We start from the raw sequence: 20,077 nt of genomic DNA, 5'->3' as shown, positions 1-20,077 counted from the left end.
TGCCTCGGCGACCGGGCGTGACCGGCCTTCCGAGCGGGTGGCGCCCACCGGTCCCGGTGTCCGTACGGGGCCGCTGCCGTACCCCCACACGCGCGCACTCCCGCCTCACCGATGGCGCTGCTTCCATCCTTCCCGCCACCGCCTGCCCCGACGCCCTGCCGCTCCCTCGGCATCGGATCCGTGCGGCCTCCTTCCGGGCGGACGGGCGCCCCGCGTCGGCATCCGTGACGCCCGTCGCGTGCCGGTCCGCCGGCGCCGCCCGACCCGCCGCGGCGGCGGATCGCGCGCCGCGGGCTCGGCGGACCGGGCCTCCTACGGGTACGGACCCCCGATTCGACCGCTTTCTAGGTCCCGCACCGCGACCGTGACGCGCTCACGAGGCCCCGTGCATCACGTCTCTGACCTGCGCGAACAGCACCGTGCACAGGGCTCGGGCGGGTTCCTCCGCGCGGACGCCGAAGCCGTTCGTGCCCACCGCCGCGGCGGTGGGCAGGTGGCTGTTTGTCAGTGCCGTGCGGTTGCATGGAGGGCATGAACGAACAGGAGCTGCGTGCCGAAGCCGACGCCATCCTCGCCGAGCTGGTCGGCGTGGAGAAAGGCTCGGCGACGCTTCGGGAGGACCAGTGGCAGGCGGTGGCCGCCCTGGTGATCGAGCGCCGCCGCGCACTGGTCGTGCAGCGCACCGGTTGGGGCAAGTCCGCGGTCTACTTCGTCGCCACCGCGCTGCTGCGCCGCCGCGGCTCCGGCCCGACGGTGATCATCTCGCCGCTGCTGGCACTGATGCGCAACCAGGTCGAGTCCGCCACCCGCGCCGGAATCCAGGCCCGCACGATCAACTCCGCCAACCCGGAGGAGTGGGACGCCATCCACGAGGAGGTCGAGCGCGGCGACGTCGACGTCCTCCTGGTCAGCCCCGAGCGCCTCAACTCCGTCGACTTCCGCGAACGGATGCTGCCGAAGCTGGCGTCCACCACCGGCCTGCTCGTGGTGGACGAGGCACACTGCATCTCCGACTGGGGCCACGACTTCCGCCCCGACTACCGCCGGCTGCGCACGATGCTCGCGGAACTCTCCCCGGGCGTCCCCGTCCTCGCCACCACCGCCACCGCCAACGCCCGGGTCACCGCGGACGTCGCCGAACAGCTCGGCACGGGCGCGGGCGAGGCGCTCGTGCTGCGCGGCACCCTGGAACGCGAGAGTCTGCGGCTCGGCGTGGTCCGGCTGCCGGACGCCGCACACCGCCTGGCCTGGCTCGCCGACCACCTCGACGACCTGCCGGGCTCCGGAATCGTCTACACCCTCACCGTCTCCGCCGCCGAGGAGGTCACCGCCTACCTCCAGGGCCGCGGCTTCCGCGTGGCCTCCTACACCGGCCGCACCGAGAACGCCGACCGCCAGCAGGCCGAGAGCGACCTGATCGGCAACCGCGTCAAGGCGCTCGTCGCGACGTCCGCGCTCGGCATGGGATTCGACAAACCCGACCTCGGATTCGTGATCCACCTCGGCTCACCGTCCTCGCCCATCTCCTACTACCAGCAGGTGGGCCGCGCGGGCCGCGGCGTCGCCCACGCCGATGTCCTGTTGCTGCCCGGCAAGGAGGACGAGGCCATCTGGCGCTACTTCGCCGAGGTGGCCTTCCCGCCCGAATCCCAGGTCCGCCAGACCCTCGCCGCCCTCGCCGACGCCGGACGCCCCCTGTCCGTACCGGCCCTGGAGGCCCAGGTCGACCTGCGGCGCAACAGGCTGGAGATGATGCTGAAGGTGCTGGACGTCGACGGCGCGGTCCGCCGGGTGAAGGGCGGCTGGACAGCCACCGGCGCCGACTGGATCTACGACGCCGAGCGCTACGCCTGGGTGGCACGGCAGCGCTCCGCCGAACAGCAGGCCATGCGCGACTACGTCAGCACCACCCGGTGCCGGATGGAGTTCCTCCGCCGCCAGCTCGACGACGAGGGAGCGGCCCCGTGCGGCCGCTGCGACAACTGCGCGGGGCAGTGGGCCGCCGCCGAGGTCTCCCCGGCGGCGCTGGCGGGCGCCACGGGCGAACTGGACCGCCCGGGTGTGGCGGTCGAGCCCCGCCGTATGTGGCCGACGGGCATGGCCGCCCTGGGCATCGATCTCAAGGGCCGCATCCCGGCACAGGAACAGTGCGCCCCCGGACGCGCCCTGGGCCGTCTCTCCGACATCGGCTGGGGCAACCGCCTGCGCCCGCTGCTGGCCGAGCAGGCCCCCGACGGCCCCGTCCCGGATGACGTCCTCGACGCCGCGGTGGCGGTCCTCGGTGACTGGGCGCGCTCCCCGGGCGGCTGGGCCTCGAAGGACCCGGACGCCACCGCCCGGCCGGTGGGCGTCGTCGCCGTCCCGTCCCTGAGCCGCCCCCAACTCGTCCACTCCCTCGCCGAAGGCATCGCACGGATCGGCCGCCTCCCCTTCCTCGGCGCCCTCGCCCACACCGAGCAGAGCGCCGCCCACCGAGCCCACCGCAGCAACTCCGCCCAGCGCCTCCAGACCCTCTCCGCCGCCTTCACCGTCCCCGGAGAACTGGCCGAGGGCCTCGCCCGCACCCCGGGCCCGGTCCTGCTCGTGGACGACTACACCGACTCCGGCTGGACCCTCGCCGTCGCCGCCCGCCTCCTGCAACGCGCGGGTACGTCCCGCGTCCTGCCCTTGGTCCTCGCGGCGGCGGGCTGAGGGGCGGGGCCGCCGGGGCCGAGCTGTGGGGTGAAGGGCTGGGCCCCGGGACGTGGGCCGTGCGAGGCCGAGGCGTTGTGCCGGAGCGGGGGCGGTCGGCGGGGTGCTCGGCCATGGCGCTCGGCCCGGGGCCTTCGCCTCGGGACGGTGGCAGGGGCCGAAGGCTCCGGCAGGATCTGGAGGCGGGGAGCCGGGCGGGCTCGCCTTCCGAGGCTGCTGCTTTTGTCACGGCTCCCTGCACGGATTGTGCTGCCTCCCGGTTTCAGTGGCCTGCGGGTCCGGTGCCGGCTGGCGCGCTGTGCGGGTTGCTCGGCGATGTGCGGGACTGCGCCTTTCCTTCCCGAGGGCGGGCAGCCCGCGGCCGGTGCTGGGTCGCTGCGAACCAGACCGCTACCACGGGGCCTGGGGCGACACGTTCGTGGATGCTGTGCCGGAGGCCTGCCTTTGAGAGGGAGCTTGCCCCGGTACGGAGTTCCGGTCCCTGCCCGGTTCCGCTTCGGCCCGGCTCCGCTCCGGTCCGGTCCCGCGCCGGCTGTCGGCACCGCTTGGCACTCGTACGAACGCCAGGTGACGATCGCGGGCTGCCTGCGCCGGTTGCCTGTTGCCAGGGGCGTGGCGCCAGGCTTGTGACCGGCCCTGGCGCCATAAGGGTGAGGGCGGATGCGGCTCGGTACGGCGATGTCCGGGGGCTGCACTTCGACAGATCGGTAGCTCCGAGCAGCGGCGGCCCGCAAACTGCCCGGGGAGCATTGCCCCTCGCCCGGAGCACCGTTGCCCGATTCCGTACGCCATGACGGCCCGGCCGTACCCGCCCAGCCCCCAGGGAAACGCGGCTTTCCACCAACCCGGCCGACGCCACGACCCCGCCACACGCCAGCTCCCCACGACGAGCCGACCACCGCCCCGCCCCTGTGGAAATCTCCATCACCCGGGCGTTATCCACAGGGGTCGCGGCGCAGCGGGCCCCCGCGGGATCTTCGACCCATGAACCAGCACAACGAACCACCTCACGACGGCCCGAACGCCACCCGCCGTCCGCGCTCCCGTCCCGGCACGCCTCCCGCCTCCGGCGACACGGAAGGTCCGCCCACGGCTTCCGCCGTACCTCCCACGCGGCCACCGTCCCCTGCGATCCCCGCGCCCCGTCCGGCCGTGTCCGCCCGGAGCCCGGAGCCCACAGCACCCCCACGGAAGACCTCCCGCCCCGACGCCGGTACCGCCCGCGTCACCGGCCCACGACACCCCACCGCCCAGTACCCCGGCACGTTCCTCCCCGGTGAGCCGACCGGCCTCTCCCTGACCGCGAACCTCTTCCTCCCGACCGGCCCGGCCCTGGACGACGACTTCGACCCGGCATCTGCCACCCCGGCCGGCGCCGCACCAGCAGACGGCAGCCACACCGCCCACCGCGACCCCGGCACCGACCCACAGCAACAGGTCACCCTGAGCGACGCCGCCGGTCTCGCCGACGCCTTGCCGTATCTCATGGGGTTCTATCCCGACGACAGCATCGTCCTGGTGGCCCTCCACGGCCCCCGCGGACGTTTCGGCGCCCGGGTCAGGATCGGCATCCCCGCCGACCCTGAGCAGTGGCCCGGCACCGCCGACCAACTCGCCTCGGTCCTCATCTCCGCAGCCGAGGACCGGGGCGGCCACCCCGCCGGCATGCTCGTCTTCCTCTGCCAGGAGCCGGCGGACGGTGAGCGCGGCCAAGACGTCACACAGCGGCTCCGGCCCCTCGCCCAGCGCCTGCGCACCGCCTGCGGCGCTCTCGACGTCCCCGTCCTCGAAGCGCTCTGCCTCTCCAACAACCGCTACTGGTCGTACTGCTGCCCCGGCTACCGCTGCTGCCCGGCCGATGGCACACCCATGGTCATGCCCGGCACCTCCGTCATGGCGGCCGCCGCCGCGTACGCGGGCCTGCAGGTACGCGGTTCCCTCAAGGAGATGGAGGCACGCCTCGCCCCACGTACCGGCCCCCGCGCCGCCGACCAGGTCGAAGCGCTGGACACCGCACTCGGCCGGTTCCTCCCCCGGATGCTCCACGCGAACGGCGCCCGGACCGTCCGCCAGGACACCCTCGACCGGGTCACCGCCATGATCCACCGCTTCCGGCAGGACGTTCCCACCGGAAGCAACCGGGCCCGCGACGCCTGCGACGACGCCCTCCTCACCGACACCGAAGCCGCCGAACTCATCCTCGGTCTCCAGGACCGCCGCGCCCGGGACCAGGCCGCCGAGTGGATGGAAGGCCCCTCCGCAGCAGCCGCCCTCCGCCTCTGGCGTGCCCTCGCCCGCCGCTGCGCGGGCGCCTACCTCGAACACTCCGTCGCCCCGCTGACCCTCGCCGGCTGGGTCGCCTGGTCCACCGACGACCAACCCTCCGCCCGTGTCGCCCTCAGCCGCGCCCTGGGCATCGACCCCGAGTACCTCTTCGCCCAACTCCTGCACCACGGCATCAACAAGGGACTCGACCCCGAGCCACTACGCCGCTGCCTGCGGAGTGAACGCGAGGAACGCGAGGCACGGACGGGCCGGGAGACGACCGACACCCGCGACGCGGCCGCCGCCACGTACACCGCACCCGCCACCACCCCTGCTCCCGGAACTGTCCCCGCCCCCGTCCAGCGACCCCGCTCCCACCGTGCGAAGACCGGCCGCGCCACGGCACCACGAGGCGCCTCGGGCCCACCCGGCAACCACGCCACACCCCGCCGCACCCCGCGCGGCGGGAACCGGAGCCGCAGGTGACCCAGAAACGCGGTGCGGCCGGCGTGACCTGCACGCCGGCCGCACCGTTCAGGTGGATGGCGTCAACCGCCACCAGCACCGAAACCACCAGGGAGCACCGCCCGTGCCAGGCACCGACCACCTCACCCCACCGACCCCCCGCACACCTGGAATACCCCGCCCTGCCCCACAGCGGGCCCCGCAGCCTCAGCCCCTCCACACCGCACTGATCTCCGTGGCGCTGCCCCACCTCACCATCTCCCCGCCAGACGGCCAGCTCAGAGGCGAGAACGCCGACGGCTGCTACCACGACGGCCGCCGCATACTCTCCCGCTGCGAACTGCGTGCCGGAGCGGGCGAACCCGTCATCCTCCAGAGCAGCCAGACCGCAGCGGATCACACCCGATTCGTCGGCACCGTCCGCCTGACCGGCGACCGCAGCCCCGACCCCGACATCCGCCTGGAACGACTGCGCCGCGCCGACGGCAGCGAGCGCCTCACCTTCCGCAGCAGCGCCTCCCGCCCCATCCGTCTCCCCGTCGACCTCCGACTCGGCACCGACCTCGCCGAACTCGGCGCCGCCGCCACCGGCCGACCAGGCCCCGACCTGCGCCCCGCCGTCCACGGAGCGGGCCTGCGCTGGTCCGGCCCCGGGGCACACGCCGCGATCACCGCGACCCCTGCCCCCGACGACGCCCTCGCCTCAGCCGGCCTCCTCCGCTGGGAACTCGAACTCCCACCCGGCGGCACCTGCACCATCGACCTCCGCCTCACCCTGGAACTCGCCCCGCCCACAGGCCCGCAGTCGGCACTCCGCCCCGCTGCCCCGCGCCCTCGCACCGCGCGGCCGCAACGCCTGTGGACCGCACACCTGGAATCCGACGATCGCCGCGCCGACGCCCTCCTCGCCACCTCCCTCGACGATCTCCACGGCCTCCTGACGCGCGACCCCCACACCTCGACCGACCTCTACACCGCCGGCGGCATCCCCTGGCGGCCCGGCCTCTCACCGGCCGAAGCCCTGTGGTCCGCCCGCATGCTCCTCCCGCTCGGCACCCACCTCGCCGCAGGCACCCTCCGCCTCCTCGCCCGCACCCAACACCCCGCTCCCGGCCCCGACCACGGCCGTCTCCCCGGCCCGCTCCGCGACGCCGGGCCCCACGCCCCACCCAGCTGCACCGGCATCGAAGCCACCCTGCTCTTCCCCACCGTCCTCGCCGAGGCACGCCGCTGGGGCCTGCCCGACCACGAGACAGAGCACCTGCTGCCCACCGCAGAACGCTGCCTGGACTGGCTGCTCCGCACCTCCGCCACCGCCCGCCCGCCCTACATCCCCGACCCCGCCCCGACCGGCCCGTACCGCTGCGAAACCCAGGCACACGCCCACCGCGCCGCCCTCCTCGGCGCCGACCTCCTCGACGCCTACGGGAAGCCCCGCGCCGACGACCTGCGGGAATGGGCAGCCCGTCTCCGTACCCACTTCCGCACCGACTTCTGGTACGAGGACCGCTACGGCGGCCGTCCCACCGCCCTGATCACCCCGCAGGGCCGCCCTTCAGCCCACCTCGGCTCCACCACCGCCCACCTCCTCGACACCGGCCTGCTCGGCGGTGGCCGGCACGCCCCCGGTCTCCTCGACCCCGTCCGCACGGCGCAACTCGCCGCACTCCTGAGCGGCCCCGCCATGGACACCGGTTGGGGCCTGCGGAGCCTGAGCGCCAAGGAGCCGGGCCACAACCCGTTCGGCCACCGCAGCGGAGCGGTGCGCCCCCACGAAAGCGCCATAGCCGCCGCCGGACTCGCCGCCGCAGGCCACGAACCCGCAGCGAACGCCCTGATCAAAGGCGTCCTCGACGCATCGGAGAGCTTCGGTCACCGCCTCCCCGAGATGTACGCGGGGGAGCAGCGCACCACGGGAGCCACCCCCGTTCCCCACCCCGCAGCCTGCCGCCCCGCCTCTGTAGCCGCGGCCGGCGCGGTCCACCTCCTGCTGGCCCTCGCCGGTCTGCGCCCCGATGTCCCCGGCGGCACCCTCACGCTCCGGCCCGTCGCCGGCGCCCCGCTCGGCGCGCTCCAGTTCACCGGTCTGCGAGCCGCCGGCCGCCCCCTCGCCGTACGGATAAGCCGCCTCGGCATGGGCATGGTGGAGGAGGCCGCCGACGGCTTGCGACTGAAGTCCTGATCCGGCGCGAGGGCCTGTTTATCGTCAGGCGGACGACTATGATCATGACATGCCTCCCTACGACCCGTCGGCCTTCCCGCCCTTCGCCGTCACCGTCGATCTGGTCGTGCTCACCGTGCGCCGCCACTCCCTGTGCGCCCTGGCCGTGCGCCGCGGCGAGCCGCCGTTCCAGGGGCGATGGGCGCTGCCCGGCGGCTTCGTCCGCGCCGACGAGGACCTGGCGGGCGCCGCGGCCCGGGAGCTGGCCGAGGAGACGGGCCTGCACGCCCACGACCCGGCAGACCCCTCCGCCCCGTACGGCGCGCACCTCGAACAGCTCGCCACCTACGGCGACCCGAAGCGCGACCCTCGTATGCGGGTGGTGAGCGTCGCCCACCTCGTGCTCGCCCCCGACCTGCCCGCCCCCCGGGCCGGCGGCGACGCCCACAGCGCCCGCTGGGCACCGGTCGAGACCTTCCTCGACCAGGAACCCGCGGATGGCCCTGACGAGGAGACTCCGGCGCCACTCGCCTTCGACCACGCCCGGATCCTCGAGGACGGGGTGGAACGCGCCCGCTCCAAGATCGAGTACTCCTCGCTCGCCACCGCCTTCTGCCCCCAGGAGTTCACGGTCGGCGAGCTGCGCCGCGTCTACGAAGCGGTCTGGGGCGTCGCCCTGGACCCCCGCAACTTCCACCGCAAGGTCACCGGAACCCCGGGCTTCCTCGTCCCCACCGGCGGCACGACGACCCGTCAGGGCGGCCGCCCGGCCCAACTCTTCCGCGCGGGTGGCGCCACCCTGCTCAACCCGCCGATGCTGCGCCCCGAGGCATGACCCCTCCCGCCGGCTCCGACGGGCGCGCTCGCGTCCCCGTCGTGACACGGCATGTCACCTCAACCAGTAATTACGAGTAAATAAGACATATAGGGCTACCTTGGCAGGGTGAGCCCTCTCGTGCCCCCGACCTCGTCCGACCGGTCTCACGCCCTGCGAGGGACGCGATGATCCAGGCCATCGGATTGACCAGCGAACCCCGCGACGAGCGCCCGCCTGCCGTCGATGACCTCACCTTCGATGCCCGGCCGGGTCACGTCACCGTACTGCTCGGCCCCGCCGCATCGGGGAAGACCACCGCGCTGCGCCTGATGCTCCAGCTGCAGTCCGGCCGCGGCGTCGCCCTCTTCCGCGGACGCCCCCTGCACCGTGTGCCCAACCCCCCACGCGAAATCGGCGTCGTCCTCGGCGACGTGCCCGGAGACCCCTCCCGCACCGCCATCGGCCACCTGCGCCTGCTCAGCGCGGCAGCCGGCGTCCCCGCCGGCCAGGCCGACGACGTCCTGGACCTCGTCGGCCTCACCGGTCTCGCCGACAAGCGGCTCGGCGACCTCTCCCGCGGCATGGACCGCCGCCTCGCCCTGGCCGCCGCCCTCCTCGGTGACCCCCACACCCTCATCCTCGACGAACCCACCGAAGGACTGCAGCCCCGCGACACCGCCTGGCTCCACGCACTGCTGCGCGGCTACGCCGCACAAGGCGGCGCAGTCCTCACCACCTCGCGCCACACCCGCGAAGCCACCCGCATCGCCGATCGCGTCATCACCCTTGACGACGGCCACCTCACCGCCGACCAGGACGCGGCGACCTTCGCACGCACCCGCATGCGCCCCCGCGTCGTCGTCCACTCCCCCCACGCCGACCGGCTCGCTGCGCTGCTCCTCGACGAATCGCAGCGAGCCCACCGTGCGACGACCTCCGTCATCGGCCGCGGGGTCGAAGTCGTCCGCGAGAGCGGCAGTCGTCTCGCGGTGTACGGCAGCAACTGCGCCGCAGTCGGCGAAACCGCCTTCCGCCATCGGGTACTGGTGCACCAACTCGCCGACGAGGAAGGCGACAGCGGCCTCGTCGAGCCACTCCACCGGGCGGATGGTCGACAAAGATACGCGGTCGCTGCGCCTTCCGACGCAAGCGACGTTCTGGACCACGCCACTGCCACGCACCCCGCGCCCACAGTCACAGCCGCCAATATCGACATGCCGACATCCTGTGCCGGCGATACGACGACACCCGCCGACGACAACTGTCACCACCCGCCCACCACCGAACCAACCGACACCCTCACCCTGCCGGTCTTCCCCGCACCCGCACCCGCACCCGCACCCCGCCCCCCTCGGCCCGCACCGGCCGAGCATCTGCGCATCCCCCAACTCCCGGCCCCCGGCCCCGCGTGGCCGTTGCGATACGAAGTCCGCCGCACCTTGAGCGACCGCTCCGTCACCCTCGTCGCCGCTGTTTCGCTCCTGGCGTCGCTGGTGGCGGCACTCCTGCTGGCGCGGCACGGCGCCGCACCCATGTCGCGTGTCCTGAGCGGATGGCCGCGCCAACTCCCCTTCCCGCCCGCAGCGCTGGGCGCGGGACTCGTCGGATCGCTGGCGTTCGGGCAGGAGTTCCGCTTCCCCGCGCTCGCCCATGAGTGTGGCGCCGTTCCTCGCCGACTGGGACTGCTGATGGCGAAGCTGGCGGTCGGTGGAGGCTGTGCGCTGGCTCTCGGCGCAGTGATCCTCCTGGTCGACGAGGCCGCTGTCCGGCTGGTGTTCGGGGCCGACGCCCTCGGCGGTCTCCCCGATGCGCCGGTGTTCGTGGTCGGTTGGGCGGGCCTGCTGATCGGATGCGCCTGGGCAGGGGTACTCGCCGCCGGGCTGTTCCGTTCCACGGCAATGGGGTTGGCGGCCGTGCTCGCCGTCCCGGTACTCGTCGTACCGGCCTTGCGGTACGTGCTCGCCGAGCAGGCGGGGCGCTCCCTGGCGGGAATCACCGCGAGATTGCGGGCTTCGGGTCCCGTTCGGTGGCCTTCCGGAATCGATCACGGAGCATCTGTTGTCGTGCGCTGGGTGACTCAACCCGTAGGCGGGGCGCTGGCGTTGTCCGTCACCGCGCTGGTCTGCGCCTATGGGCTGACGGTGCTCCGAGGTCGGGTGCGCTGACCGTCGTGTACGGGGGAGGTGCGTGTCTCCAGGGCGTTCACTGTCCGCAACTCGCCTTGGAGAGTGCGTTTCTTTCCGATAAAGCGTCAATTGTGAGGTGCCGGGCGATCACCCTTTCGTGTGCTTTTCACCAAAGACCTCAAGGGTGTTCGGGACGCCGCCGACAAATGATGCGTGAGTACCCTTGCGCACACCATGATGACCGCGGCTCGCCCCGCCGATGCCGGCCACGCAGGCCCGGGCGAGCTCGACCGCTACCCCTACGGCACCGCCGTCAACAGCGCCGCGGACCGCGTCGCACCGGCGTGGGACGGCGCCGAGGCCGACATCGCCCGCGCCGGCCGGCGCACCGCCAGCAGCCGCGGCCGCGGCCTCCACGGCCAACTCGTCCAGCAGCTCGGCCAGATGATCGTCTCCGGCGACCTCGGCGCCGACCGGCCGCTCGTCCCCGAGGAGATCGGCCAACGATTCGAGGTCTCCCGCACCGTCGTCCGCGAATCGCTACGGGTGCTGGAGGCCAAGGGCCTCGTCAGCGCGCGACCCAACGTCGGCACCCGGGTACGCCCCGTGAGCGACTGGAACCTTCTCGACCCCGACATCATCGAGTGGCGCGCCTACGGCCCGCAGCGGGACGCCCAGCGCCGCGAGCTGTGCGAGCTGCGCTGGACGATCGAGCCGCTCGCCGCCCGCCTCGCCGCCGGCCAGGGGCGCGAGGACATCCAGCAACGGCTCGCCGACATGGTCGACGTCATGGGGCACGCCGCGGCTCAGGGCGACACCATGAACTTCGCCCGCGCCGACACCGAATTCCATGCCCTGCTGCTCCAGCTCGCCGGGAACCGCATGCTCGACCACCTCTCCGGCATCGTCTCGTCCGCCCTGCACGTCTCCGGCGGGACCTCGGGCGGGTGCGAGCGACCGGCCGAGACGTCCGTAGGCCAGCACATGCGGATCGTCGACGCCATCGTCGCCGGAGACGCCGCGGCCGCCGAGAGCGCCATGCGTCAGCTCCTCACCGCCCACGGCGAGGGCGGCGGGCAGGCCACCGGGGCGCCCGCGGACCACGTCGTGCCCGCTCCTCGCGAGCACTGAGGGCGGGTCGGCTCCCGCGTACCCGCCGCAGGCCCCGAGGCGGTCGGTCCGCCGGTGCGCCCCGAAGGCCGGGGCGTCGCGTCGCGGCGCGACCGCAGCCCGCCGGATCCGGGTGTCATCCGGATCCGGCGGCGGGCTTCGGCAGGGTTGCGTGGCGTATGAGGGGGAATGTCTCGTTATGAGGTGTGACTCGGGCCACGCGGATTGGGCGTAACGCTCTCCGGGGAAGCGCGATGACTTAAGAGGTGATAGCCGAGGAGGGAATACGAGCGGCGCCGAAGGCGCTGTTCCACTCCCCGGTTACCCCTGCGCCGCCGGCCATCCCCTCCGGCGGTCGTCGGCTCCGATCCACACTGGACGGGGTCGGAAGCCGTTTCCATCGTTCCGAGAGGTTGTTCGTGTCGGCCAGCACATCCCGTACGCTCCCGCCGGAGATCGCCGAGTCCGAGTCTGTGATGGCGCTCATCGAGCGGGGAAAGGCTGATGGGCAGATCGCCGGCGATGACGTGCGTCGGGCCTTCGAGGCTGACCAGATTCCGCCAACCCAGTGGAAGAACGTTCTGCGCAGCCTCAACCAGATCCTCGACGAGGAGGGTGTGACGCTGATGGTCAGTGCCGCAGAGGCGCCCAAGCGCACCCGCAAGAGCGTCGCAGCGAAGAGTCCGGCAAAGCGCACCGCCACCAAGACCACCGCGGCCAAGACCGCAGCGGTGAAGAAGGCCACCACGGCCGCCGCCTCCCTGGGCGACGCGCCGTCCGCCGAAGCGGAGCCCGCGCCTGCCAAGAAGGCCGCGGCCAAGAAGACCACGGCCAAGAAGACGGCCGCGAAGAAGACCACGGCCAAGAAGGCGACCGCCAAGAAGACGGCGGCCAAGAAGGACGTCGACGAGCTGCTCGACGACGAGGTGACCGAGGAGACCCCGGCGCCCGGCAAGGGCGACGCGCCCGAGGCCACCGAGGGGGCCGAGGCCGCCGGTTTCGTCCTGTCCGACGACGACGAGGACGACGCGCCCGCGCAGCAGGTCGCCGCGGCCGGCGCCACCGCCGACCCGGTCAAGGACTACCTCAAGCAGATCGGCAAGGTCCCGCTCCTCAACGCGGAGCAGGAGGTCGAGCTCGCCAAGCGCATCGAGGCCGGCCTCTTCGCCGAGGACAAGCTGGCCACCGAGGAGAAGATCGCCCCCAAGCTCAAGCGTGAGCTGGAGATCATCGCCCAGGACGGCCGCCGCGCCAAGAACCACCTCCTGGAGGCCAACCTCCGTCTGGTCGTCTCCCTGGCCAAGCGGTACACCGGCCGCGGCATGCTCTTCCTGGACCTCATCCAGGAGGGCAACCTCGGTCTGATCCGCGCGGTCGAGAAGTTCGACTACACCAAGGGCTACAAGTTCTCGACCTACGCGACGTGGTGGATCCGCCAGGCCATCACCCGCGCCATGGCCGACCAGGCCCGGACGATCCGTATCCCCGTCCACATGGTCGAGGTCATCAACAAGCTCGCGCGCGTCCAGCGCCAGATGCTCCAGGACCTGGGCCGCGAGCCCACCCCGGAGGAGCTGGCCAAGGAACTCGACATGACCCCCGAGAAGGTCATCGAGGTCCAGAAGTACGGCCGCGAGCCGATCTCGCTGCACACCCCGCTGGGCGAGGACGGCGACAGCGAGTTCGGTGACCTGATCGAGGACTCCGAGGCGGTCGTCCCCGCCGACGCGGTCAGCTTCACGCTCCTGCAGGAGCAGCTGCACTCGGTCCTCGACACTCTCTCCGAGCGCGAGGCCGGTGTCGTCTCGATGCGTTTCGGCCTCACCGACGGCCAGCCGAAGACGCTGGACGAGATCGGCAAGGTCTACGGCGTCACGCGTGAGCGGATCCGCCAGATCGAGTCCAAGACCATGTCGAAGCTGCGTCACCCGTCGCGCTCCCAGGTGCTGCGCGACTACCTCGACTAGCCGATACGGAAATACCGGCGTTGTGGGCCCGGCACCCTTCGAGGGGCCGGGCCCACAGCCGTCCGGGTGCGCGAGCCATCCGTTTGGGTCACTCTGGGTGGGCGATCACTGCCTCGGAGTCAGGAGTCCGTATGCGCCCTATCTTCCGCGCCGTACCCGGAGCACTCGCCCTGGTCCTCGCCATACCGTCGCTGGCCGTGGCCGATGCGTCCGTGGTCGGGGGGCAGCCCGTACAGGCCGTGGAGAGCCCCTGGGTGGTGGCTCTCGCCTCCCAGAACCGCTTCGGAAGGCAACGGTCCGGTCAGTTCTGCGGCGGCGTCCTGGTGGGCCGCTCAACGGTGGTGACCGCCGCGCACTGTCTGAGCGCCGAGGTTCTGGGGATGCCCTGGCGACAGGTCCGTGACCTCCGGGTTCTCGTGGGCCGCGAAGATCTCGCCGGCACCGGGGGCCAGGCACTGAAGCCCGCCCGGGTATGGGTCAACCCGCGCTACGACAGCCGGACGAACGCCGGGGACATGGCGGTCATCACCCTGCCGGCACCCGTCACCGACCGCTCCCTTCCGATCGCCCCTGAGGGCTCGGACGCCTACGACGAGGGAACTTCCGCCGTGGTGTACGGCTGGGGTGACACCACGGGGCGCGGCAGCTACGCCACGCGTCTGCGGTCCGCGGAGGTGAACATCCTGTCCGACGCCACGTGCGCCCGTGCCTATCCGGGCAGCGCCGACGGCGCGTTCCAGTCCGCTTCCATGCTCTGTGCGGGGGAGCCGCAAGGGGGGCGGGACGCCTGCCAGGGGGATTCCGGGGGCCCGCTGGTCGCCGCGGGGCGACTGGTGGGGCTGGTGTCGTGGGGGGCGGGCTGCGGTGAGCCCGGGAGTCCGGGGGTCTACACGCGGGCGTCCTCGCTGATCCCGGCTGTCGCGACGCACGGCGCGGGCTGAGCGCCGCCCGCCGGATCTCGGGTGAACTCACGAGTGCGGGCGGTCACCCCGGAGATGACCGGGGAGACCGCCCGCCGCACGGCCTGGGCCGCTACTCGCTCGTCGTCGTGGATGCGATGTGTCAGCGTTCCTCATCGGGCGCAGACGCCGGAGGGGCGGTCAGCCGCTCCGTCTCGTCCTGTATTTCCGCGGCGATCTTCTTGAGTTCTGGCTCGAACTTGCGACCGTGGTGGGCGCAGAAGAGCAGTTCTCCGCCGGACATCAGGACGACGCGCAGGTAAGCCTGGGCGCCGCAGCGGTCGCAGCGGTCAGCGGCCGTCAGCGGGCTCGCGGGTGTCAGAACAGTAGTCACGTCGCCTCTTCTCTAGCTCGACGAGCTGTCGTACCAGGGTCAACATCCAACCAGGCCGAAAACGTTCCCGCTCGTGCCTTTTCCTCGAAAAAAATCTTCGAGAGCCTGGCCGGGTGCTGCCGGGTGGCGGCGAATGAGCCGTATTACCGGGTGGTTCGATTCACGTGGTTGCCGGGTGGGTCCTCCCGGCTGGGTTGCCGGTCGTTGATGAGGACGTGCCCGGAGCCTAAATGGTTCATGCCTCGAAGGGAACGTGATGTTCGCGTCACGCGGCCTTCATCCTTTCGAGGGATCGAACTGGCGATCGAAATTCTACTACCATGAGCGTGCTGACGGGTGGCGTCACATCGGCTCTACCTGGCCTCGGTACGCTCTGACCGGCGATACCGCCACAACCGAGTCCGCGGAATGCGGACTGCCAGAAATTCAGCGAGGAGCGAACCGCGTGACCGCCGAGATGTCCGTGCCGTCCACCGCAGTGCTGACCGGGGCAGACCGGGACGGTTCCAACTACACCGCGCGGCATCTGCTCGTCCTGGAGGGTCTGGAAGCCGTCCGCAAACGTCCGGGCATGTACATCGGCTCCACGGACAGCCGCGGTCTGATGCACTGCCTGTGGGAGATCATCGACAACTCCGTCGACGAGGCGCTCGGCGGTTACTGCGACCGCATCGAGGTGATCCTCCACGAGGACGGCTCCGTGGAGGTCCGCGACAACGGCCGTGGCATCCCCGTCGACGTCGAGCCCAAGACCGGTCTCAGCGGCGTCGAGGTCGTCATGACCAAGCTGCACGCCGGCGGGAAGTTCGGCGGCGGCTCCTACGCCGCCTCCGGCGGCCTGCACGGTGTCGGCGCCTCCGTCGTCAACGCCCTCTCCGCCCGCCTCGACGTCGAGGTCGACCGCAACAGCAAGACACACGCGATCAGCTTCCGCCGGGGCGTCCCCGGGACCTTCACCGCATCCGGCCCGGACGCCCCCTTCGACCCGGGCAACGGTCTCGTCAAGGGCAAGCGTGTCGCCAAGACGAAGACCGGCACCCGGGTGCGCTACTGGGCCGACCGCCAGATCTTCCTCAAGGACGCCCGGCTCTCCCTGGAGACGCTGTACGCCCGCGCCCGTCAGACCGCATTCCTGGTCCCCGGGCTCACCCTCATCGTCCGTGACGAACGTGCCACCGACGGCGCCCCCGTCACGGAAGAGACCTTCCACTACGACGGTGGCATCAGCGAATTCTGCGAGTACCTCGCCCAGGACAAGGCGGTCTGCGACGTCCTGCGGCTGAGCGGACAGGGCACCTTCAAGGAAACCGTCCCCGTCCTGGACGAGCGCGGCCACATGACCCCCACCGAGGTCACCCGCGAACTGGGCGTCGACATCGCCCTCCGCTGGGGCACCGGGTACGACTCCACGATCAGGTCCTTCGTCAACATCATCGCGACGCCCAAGGGCGGCACCCACGTCTCCGGGTTCGAGCGGTCGGTCGCCAAGACCGTCAACGAGGTGCTGCGGTCGAGCAAGCTCCTCCGCGTCGCCGAGGACGACGTCGTCAAGGACGACGCCATGGAAGGGCTCACCGCCGTCGTCACCGTGCGGCTCGCGGAGCCCCAGTTCGAGGGGCAGACCAAGGAGGTGCTCGGCACCTCGGCCGCCTCCCGCATCGTCGCGCAGGTGGTGGGCCGGGAGCTCAAGGCGTTCTTGACGTCCACCAAGCGCGATGCGAAGCAGCAGGCCCGCGCCGTTCTGGAAAAGATCGTCGCCGCCGCCCGTACCCGTATCGCGGCGCGTCAGCACAAGGAGGCGCAGCGCCGGAAGACGGCCCTGGAGTCCTCCTCGCTGCCGGCCAAGCTCGCCGATTGCCGCAGCGACGACGTCGAGCGCAGCGAACTCTTCATCGTCGAGGGCGACTCGGCGCTCGGCACCGCCAAACTCGCGCGCAATTCCGAGTTCCAGGCGCTGCTGCCGATCCGCGGCAAGATCCTCAACGTCCAGAAGTCCTCCGTCTCGGACATGCTCAAGAACGCCGAGTGCGGCGCGATCATCCAGGTCATAGGAGCGGGATCCGGCCGCACCTTCGACATCGACACCGCCCGTTACGGCAAGGTCATCTTCCTCGCCGATGCCGATGTCGACGGCGCGCACATCCGGTGTCTGCTGCTGACGCTGTTCCAGCGCTACATGCGGCCCATGGTCGAGCAGGGCCGGGTCTTCTCCGCCGTACCGCCGCTGCACCGCATCGAACTGACCAACCCCAAGAAGGGGCAGGAGAAGTACCTCTACACCTACTCCGACAACGAGCTGCGGCAGACCCTGCTCGAACTGGAGCGGAAGAAGGTCCGCTACAAGGACAGCATCCAGCGCTACAAGGGCCTCGGTGAGATGGACGCCGACCAGCTCGCCGAGACCACCATGGATCCGCGTCACCGCACCCTGCGCCGGATCAACATCAGCGATCTCGAGGCGGCGGAGCGCGCCTTCGACCTCCTCATGGGCAACGAAGTCGCACCGCGCAAGGAATTCATCACCAACTCCGCCTCCACGCTGGACCGGTCGCGCATCGACACCTGAGCGCCGCCGGTGCGCCGAGGGGGTGTTCCTCCACCCAGGGGTGGAGGAACACCCCCTCGGCTTTCCACCCGGCTCCCACCCGCGGGCCGATCCGCCGGCGAGGTGCGCTCCGTAGCGTCGAGGACGTCAGCGTTCCCGTCCTTCCGGAGGCCAGGGTCCATGAGCGGCCTGTTCAACACCGTAGTGATCATCGCGGTGGTCGTGTATGTGTTCATCCGCCAGTTCAGCGCGCAGCGACTGCCGGCGGGCGGCCGCAAGGTGTGGCTTGTTCCCGCGATTCTTGGCGTGATGGCGTTCCGTGAACCGCACCTGCTGGACACCGCGCACCCGACCGAGTCAGCTGTCCTGCTGGTCGCCGGGGTCCTGCTCGGGCTCGTGAGCGGTGCGGGATGGGCCTGGACCACCACGATGTGGACGGATGCCGATGGCGGCGTCTGGACCAAGGGCGGTCCGCGGACCGTGGCGGTCTGGCTGTGCTGCTTGGTCGTACGCCTCGGGCTCGGTGGAGCGGCTGCCGCATGGGGCGTCCACCAAGGGACGGGCGCCATGATGCTCTCCGTCGCTGTGATGCTGCTGTCGCGCAGCGGTGTCACTCTCCTGCGGGCCCGTTCCGTGCAGCCCGCGTACCGTGTTCCGGTGGGTGGCTGAGAAACACCGTCGCCCGGGAAGGACACCGAGTGCCGCAGAACGCCTGGACACGCTGGCCCCTGAGGGAAGCGCTCGCCCATGAGGGCATGAACGAGACGCGCCGGTGGATCGGCAGAGTCGTCCGCACAGTGCTCATCGGCCTGTTGCTGTGGGCCACGCTCACCCGGCCGCCGTTCGACGGCTGGTGGAAAGCGGTCGGAGCCGTCGCGGTAGTCCTCACGGCAGCGGTCTTTCACCGCTTCTTCCGGACCACACTGCACCAACGGCTGTGGCCGTCGCTCGGACTGTTTCTCGCCATGGAAGGCGGCGCGTTCGCCTTCCATGCCGTCGGCGCCTCGCTGCCCGCGGTGGTGCTCTGGTGCGGCTGCGCCGTCGTCGCCATGGAACGCCTGCCACTCGCCGTCGCACTGCTCTGCTCGACCGCCGCACTCACCGCCTACGCCCTGGTGAGCGACGACAACTGGGTGACGACGGCGACAACCACGGGCGGACTTGCCCTCGCCGGCTACGTGATGCGCCTCGACGCGGAGGCGCGCGGCAACACCCAACGGCTGCTCGCCCAGGAACGCGCCGCACGCACCGCCGAGGCGGAGACCGCAGCGCTGGCGGAACGGGGCCGCATCGCCCGGGAGATCCACGACATCCTCGCCCACAGTCTGAGCGCCCAACTGGTCCATCTGGAGGCGGCCCGGCTGCTCATCCAGCGCAGCACCGACCTCGAGGCCGATCGCGCACAGCTCCTCGACCGGGTGACCGCCTGCCGCGCCATGGCGCGAGAGGGGCTCGACGGAACCCGCGAGGCGCTGTCGGCCCTCCGCGGTGAGATGCGTCCCGTAGAGGAATATCTGGGGGAGCTGACAGCCGCCGAAGGCGCCCGTCTGAAGATCACGGGAGAGTGCCGTGAGCTCCTTCCCGAAGCGGCCCTGGCGGTACGCCGGGTCGCGCAGGAAGCGCTGACCAACGTCCGCAAACACGCACCCGGAGCCCGTACCGATGTCACCCTCGCCTACGCGGAGGACACGGTCGGCCTGGAGGTGTGCAACACGGTGCGCCACGCCGAGCCCGGCGAACTCGCGTCCAGTGGTTCCGGATACGGTCTGGTGGGCATGCGCGAACGCGCCGAACTCCTCGGCGGCACACTGGAGTCAGGCCCGGAAGGGGAGAGCTTCGTGGTGCGGTTGCGGGTGCCGGCATGACGGGCGGACCGAAGCGGCGCGTGGTGGTCGCCGACGATCAGACCGTGGTGCGTGAGGGCATCGTGATGCTGCTGGGGCTTCTGCCCGGCATCGAGGTCGTCGGCTCCGCGCCGGACGGTGAGGAAGCTGTCCGCCTCGTCGCCGAACTCGCCCCGGACATCGTCCTGATGGATCTGCGCATGCCCCGGTGCGACGGAGTCGAGGCGACGCGTCGTATCAGGACGGATCACCCGGGCACGCAGGTGGTGGTCCTCACCACCTACGCCGACGACGACTCCCTCTTCCCCGCACTTCAGGCCGGTGCGCGCGGCTACCTGACCAAGGACGCGGACGGTGACGAGATCGTCCGTGCCATCGACGGAGTCCTCTCCGGGGAAGCCGGATTGTCCCCCAGGATCCAGCGGCGACTGCTGGAACGTGTCGCCGAGCCCGCACCACTGCCACGCAGGCCCTCCGCGGAGCCACCGGACGGGTTGACCGCCCGTGAGGTCGAGGTGCTGCGGCTGGTTGCCGAAGGGCTGTCCAATCCGGAGATCGCACGTACGCTCCATGTCTCCACCGCGACGGTAAAGACACATATCAACAATCTCTTCGGGAAGGCCGGGCTGCGAGATCGGGCGCAGGCGATCCACTACGCGTACCGACACGGTCTGGCGCAGCCACCCGGTGAGAACCTCACCTGATGGAGTGAACGGACCAGAAGGCGTAACCGGGCATCACCCTCCCCACCCATCCTTGACGAAACCGGCCAACAGGTCGGTGCAACAAGGAG

13 protein-coding genes are annotated in these 20,077 nt (G+C 71.5%); 12 read left to right on the top strand and 1 reads right to left on the bottom strand.

Annotation, left to right across the window (positions count from 1 at the left end):
• The first annotated feature begins 531 nt into the window (after nucleotides 1-531).
• The 8 genes from ACZ4M8_RS28670 (at nucleotide 532) to ACZ4M8_RS28635 (ending at nucleotide 14,543) form a co-directional block, all read left to right on the top strand.
• Complete coding sequence (locus ACZ4M8_RS28670) at nucleotides 532-2,691, top strand: RecQ family ATP-dependent DNA helicase (RefSeq protein WP_467612527.1); 2,160 nt, start codon at nucleotides 532-534, stop codon at nucleotides 2,689-2,691.
• Between the two features lie 1,152 nt (nucleotides 2,692-3,843).
• Nucleotides 3,844-5,442, top strand: coding sequence for a DUF4192 domain-containing protein (locus tag ACZ4M8_RS28665; protein WP_467612524.1), 1,599 nt, complete (start codon nucleotides 3,844-3,846; stop codon nucleotides 5,440-5,442).
• 214 nt (nucleotides 5,443-5,656) lie between these two features.
• Nucleotides 5,657-7,603, top strand: a complete 1,947-nt coding sequence (locus tag ACZ4M8_RS28660; protein ID WP_467612521.1) for a glycogen debranching N-terminal domain-containing protein — start codon at nucleotides 5,657-5,659, stop codon at nucleotides 7,601-7,603.
• Nucleotides 7,604-7,652: 49 nt separating this feature from the next.
• Nucleotides 7,653-8,417: an NUDIX hydrolase gene (locus ACZ4M8_RS28655; protein WP_467612519.1), complete on the top strand. Its 765-nt coding sequence runs from the start codon at nucleotides 7,653-7,655 to the stop codon at nucleotides 8,415-8,417.
• Nucleotides 8,418-8,584: 167 nt separating this feature from the next.
• Nucleotides 8,585-10,564: an ATP-binding cassette domain-containing protein gene (locus ACZ4M8_RS28650; protein ID WP_467612516.1), complete on the top strand. Its 1,980-nt coding sequence runs from the start codon at nucleotides 8,585-8,587 to the stop codon at nucleotides 10,562-10,564.
• A 195-nt stretch (nucleotides 10,565-10,759) separates the two neighbouring features.
• Nucleotides 10,760-11,656, top strand: coding sequence for a FadR/GntR family transcriptional regulator (locus tag ACZ4M8_RS28645; protein ID WP_467612687.1), 897 nt, complete (start codon nucleotides 10,760-10,762; stop codon nucleotides 11,654-11,656).
• A 392-nt stretch (nucleotides 11,657-12,048) separates the two neighbouring features.
• On the top strand, nucleotides 12,049-13,602 hold the full coding sequence (locus tag ACZ4M8_RS28640; protein WP_467612513.1) for an RNA polymerase sigma factor: 1,554 nt from the start codon (nucleotides 12,049-12,051) through the stop codon (nucleotides 13,600-13,602).
• 131 nt (nucleotides 13,603-13,733) lie between these two features.
• Entirely contained in the window at nucleotides 13,734-14,543 is an 810-nt protein-coding gene (locus tag ACZ4M8_RS28635; protein ID WP_467612510.1) for a serine protease, read from the top strand.
• 121 nt (nucleotides 14,544-14,664) lie between these two features.
• Here the strand turns inward: ACZ4M8_RS28635 and ACZ4M8_RS28630 are convergent, their stop codons facing one another.
• A complete protein-coding gene (locus ACZ4M8_RS28630; RefSeq protein ID WP_391641079.1) occupies nucleotides 14,665-14,895 on the bottom strand; it encodes a DUF7455 domain-containing protein in 231 nt (76 codons plus the stop codon).
• A 445-nt stretch (nucleotides 14,896-15,340) separates the two neighbouring features.
• On the opposite strand from ACZ4M8_RS28630, the gene ACZ4M8_RS28625 reads away from it, so the two are divergent.
• The 4 genes from ACZ4M8_RS28625 (at nucleotide 15,341) to ACZ4M8_RS28610 (ending at nucleotide 19,988) form a co-directional block, all read left to right on the top strand.
• Complete coding sequence (locus ACZ4M8_RS28625; RefSeq protein WP_467612507.1) at nucleotides 15,341-17,461, top strand: DNA gyrase/topoisomerase IV subunit B; 2,121 nt, start codon at nucleotides 15,341-15,343, stop codon at nucleotides 17,459-17,461.
• Between the two features lie 159 nt (nucleotides 17,462-17,620).
• Nucleotides 17,621-18,109, top strand: a complete 489-nt coding sequence (locus tag ACZ4M8_RS28620) for a DUF1453 domain-containing protein (protein ID WP_467612504.1) — start codon at nucleotides 17,621-17,623, stop codon at nucleotides 18,107-18,109.
• 29 nt (nucleotides 18,110-18,138) lie between these two features.
• The gene (locus ACZ4M8_RS28615) at nucleotides 18,139-19,305 is read left to right on the top strand and encodes a sensor histidine kinase (RefSeq protein WP_467612501.1); all 1,167 of its coding nucleotides are present in this window, start codon (nucleotides 18,139-18,141) and stop codon (nucleotides 19,303-19,305) included.
• On the top strand, nucleotides 19,302-19,988 hold the full coding sequence (locus tag ACZ4M8_RS28610) for a response regulator transcription factor (protein WP_467612498.1): 687 nt from the start codon (nucleotides 19,302-19,304) through the stop codon (nucleotides 19,986-19,988). Before ACZ4M8_RS28615 ends, ACZ4M8_RS28610 begins: the two co-directional genes overlap by 4 nt.
• The last annotated feature ends 89 nt before the right edge of the window (nucleotides 19,989-20,077 follow it).

This window comes from Streptomyces sp. NPDC027185, from assembly GCF_055567035.1.
The sequence above is the reverse complement of the archived record's forward strand: the minus strand, read 5'-3'. Positions and strand labels throughout refer to the sequence as shown.

Excerpts from the sequence above, each read along its gene's own strand:
- ACZ4M8_RS28670 (WP_467612527.1), top strand. The coding sequence starts at position 532 with ATGAACGAACAGGAGCTGCGTGCCGAAGCCGACGCCATCCTCGCCGAG.
- ACZ4M8_RS28655 (WP_467612519.1), top strand. The coding sequence starts at position 7,653 with ATGCCTCCCTACGACCCGTCGGCCTTCCCGCCCTTCGCCGTCACCGTC.
- ACZ4M8_RS28650 (WP_467612516.1), top strand. The coding sequence starts at position 8,585 with ATGATCCAGGCCATCGGATTGACCAGCGAACCCCGCGACGAGCGCCCG.
- ACZ4M8_RS28645 (WP_467612687.1), top strand. The coding sequence starts at position 10,760 with ATGATGACCGCGGCTCGCCCCGCCGATGCCGGCCACGCAGGCCCGGGC.
- ACZ4M8_RS28635 (WP_467612510.1), top strand. The coding sequence starts at position 13,734 with ATGCGCCCTATCTTCCGCGCCGTACCCGGAGCACTCGCCCTGGTCCTC.
- ACZ4M8_RS28620 (WP_467612504.1), top strand. The coding sequence starts at position 17,621 with ATGAGCGGCCTGTTCAACACCGTAGTGATCATCGCGGTGGTCGTGTAT.
- ACZ4M8_RS28610 (WP_467612498.1), top strand. The coding sequence starts at position 19,302 with ATGACGGGCGGACCGAAGCGGCGCGTGGTGGTCGCCGACGATCAGACC.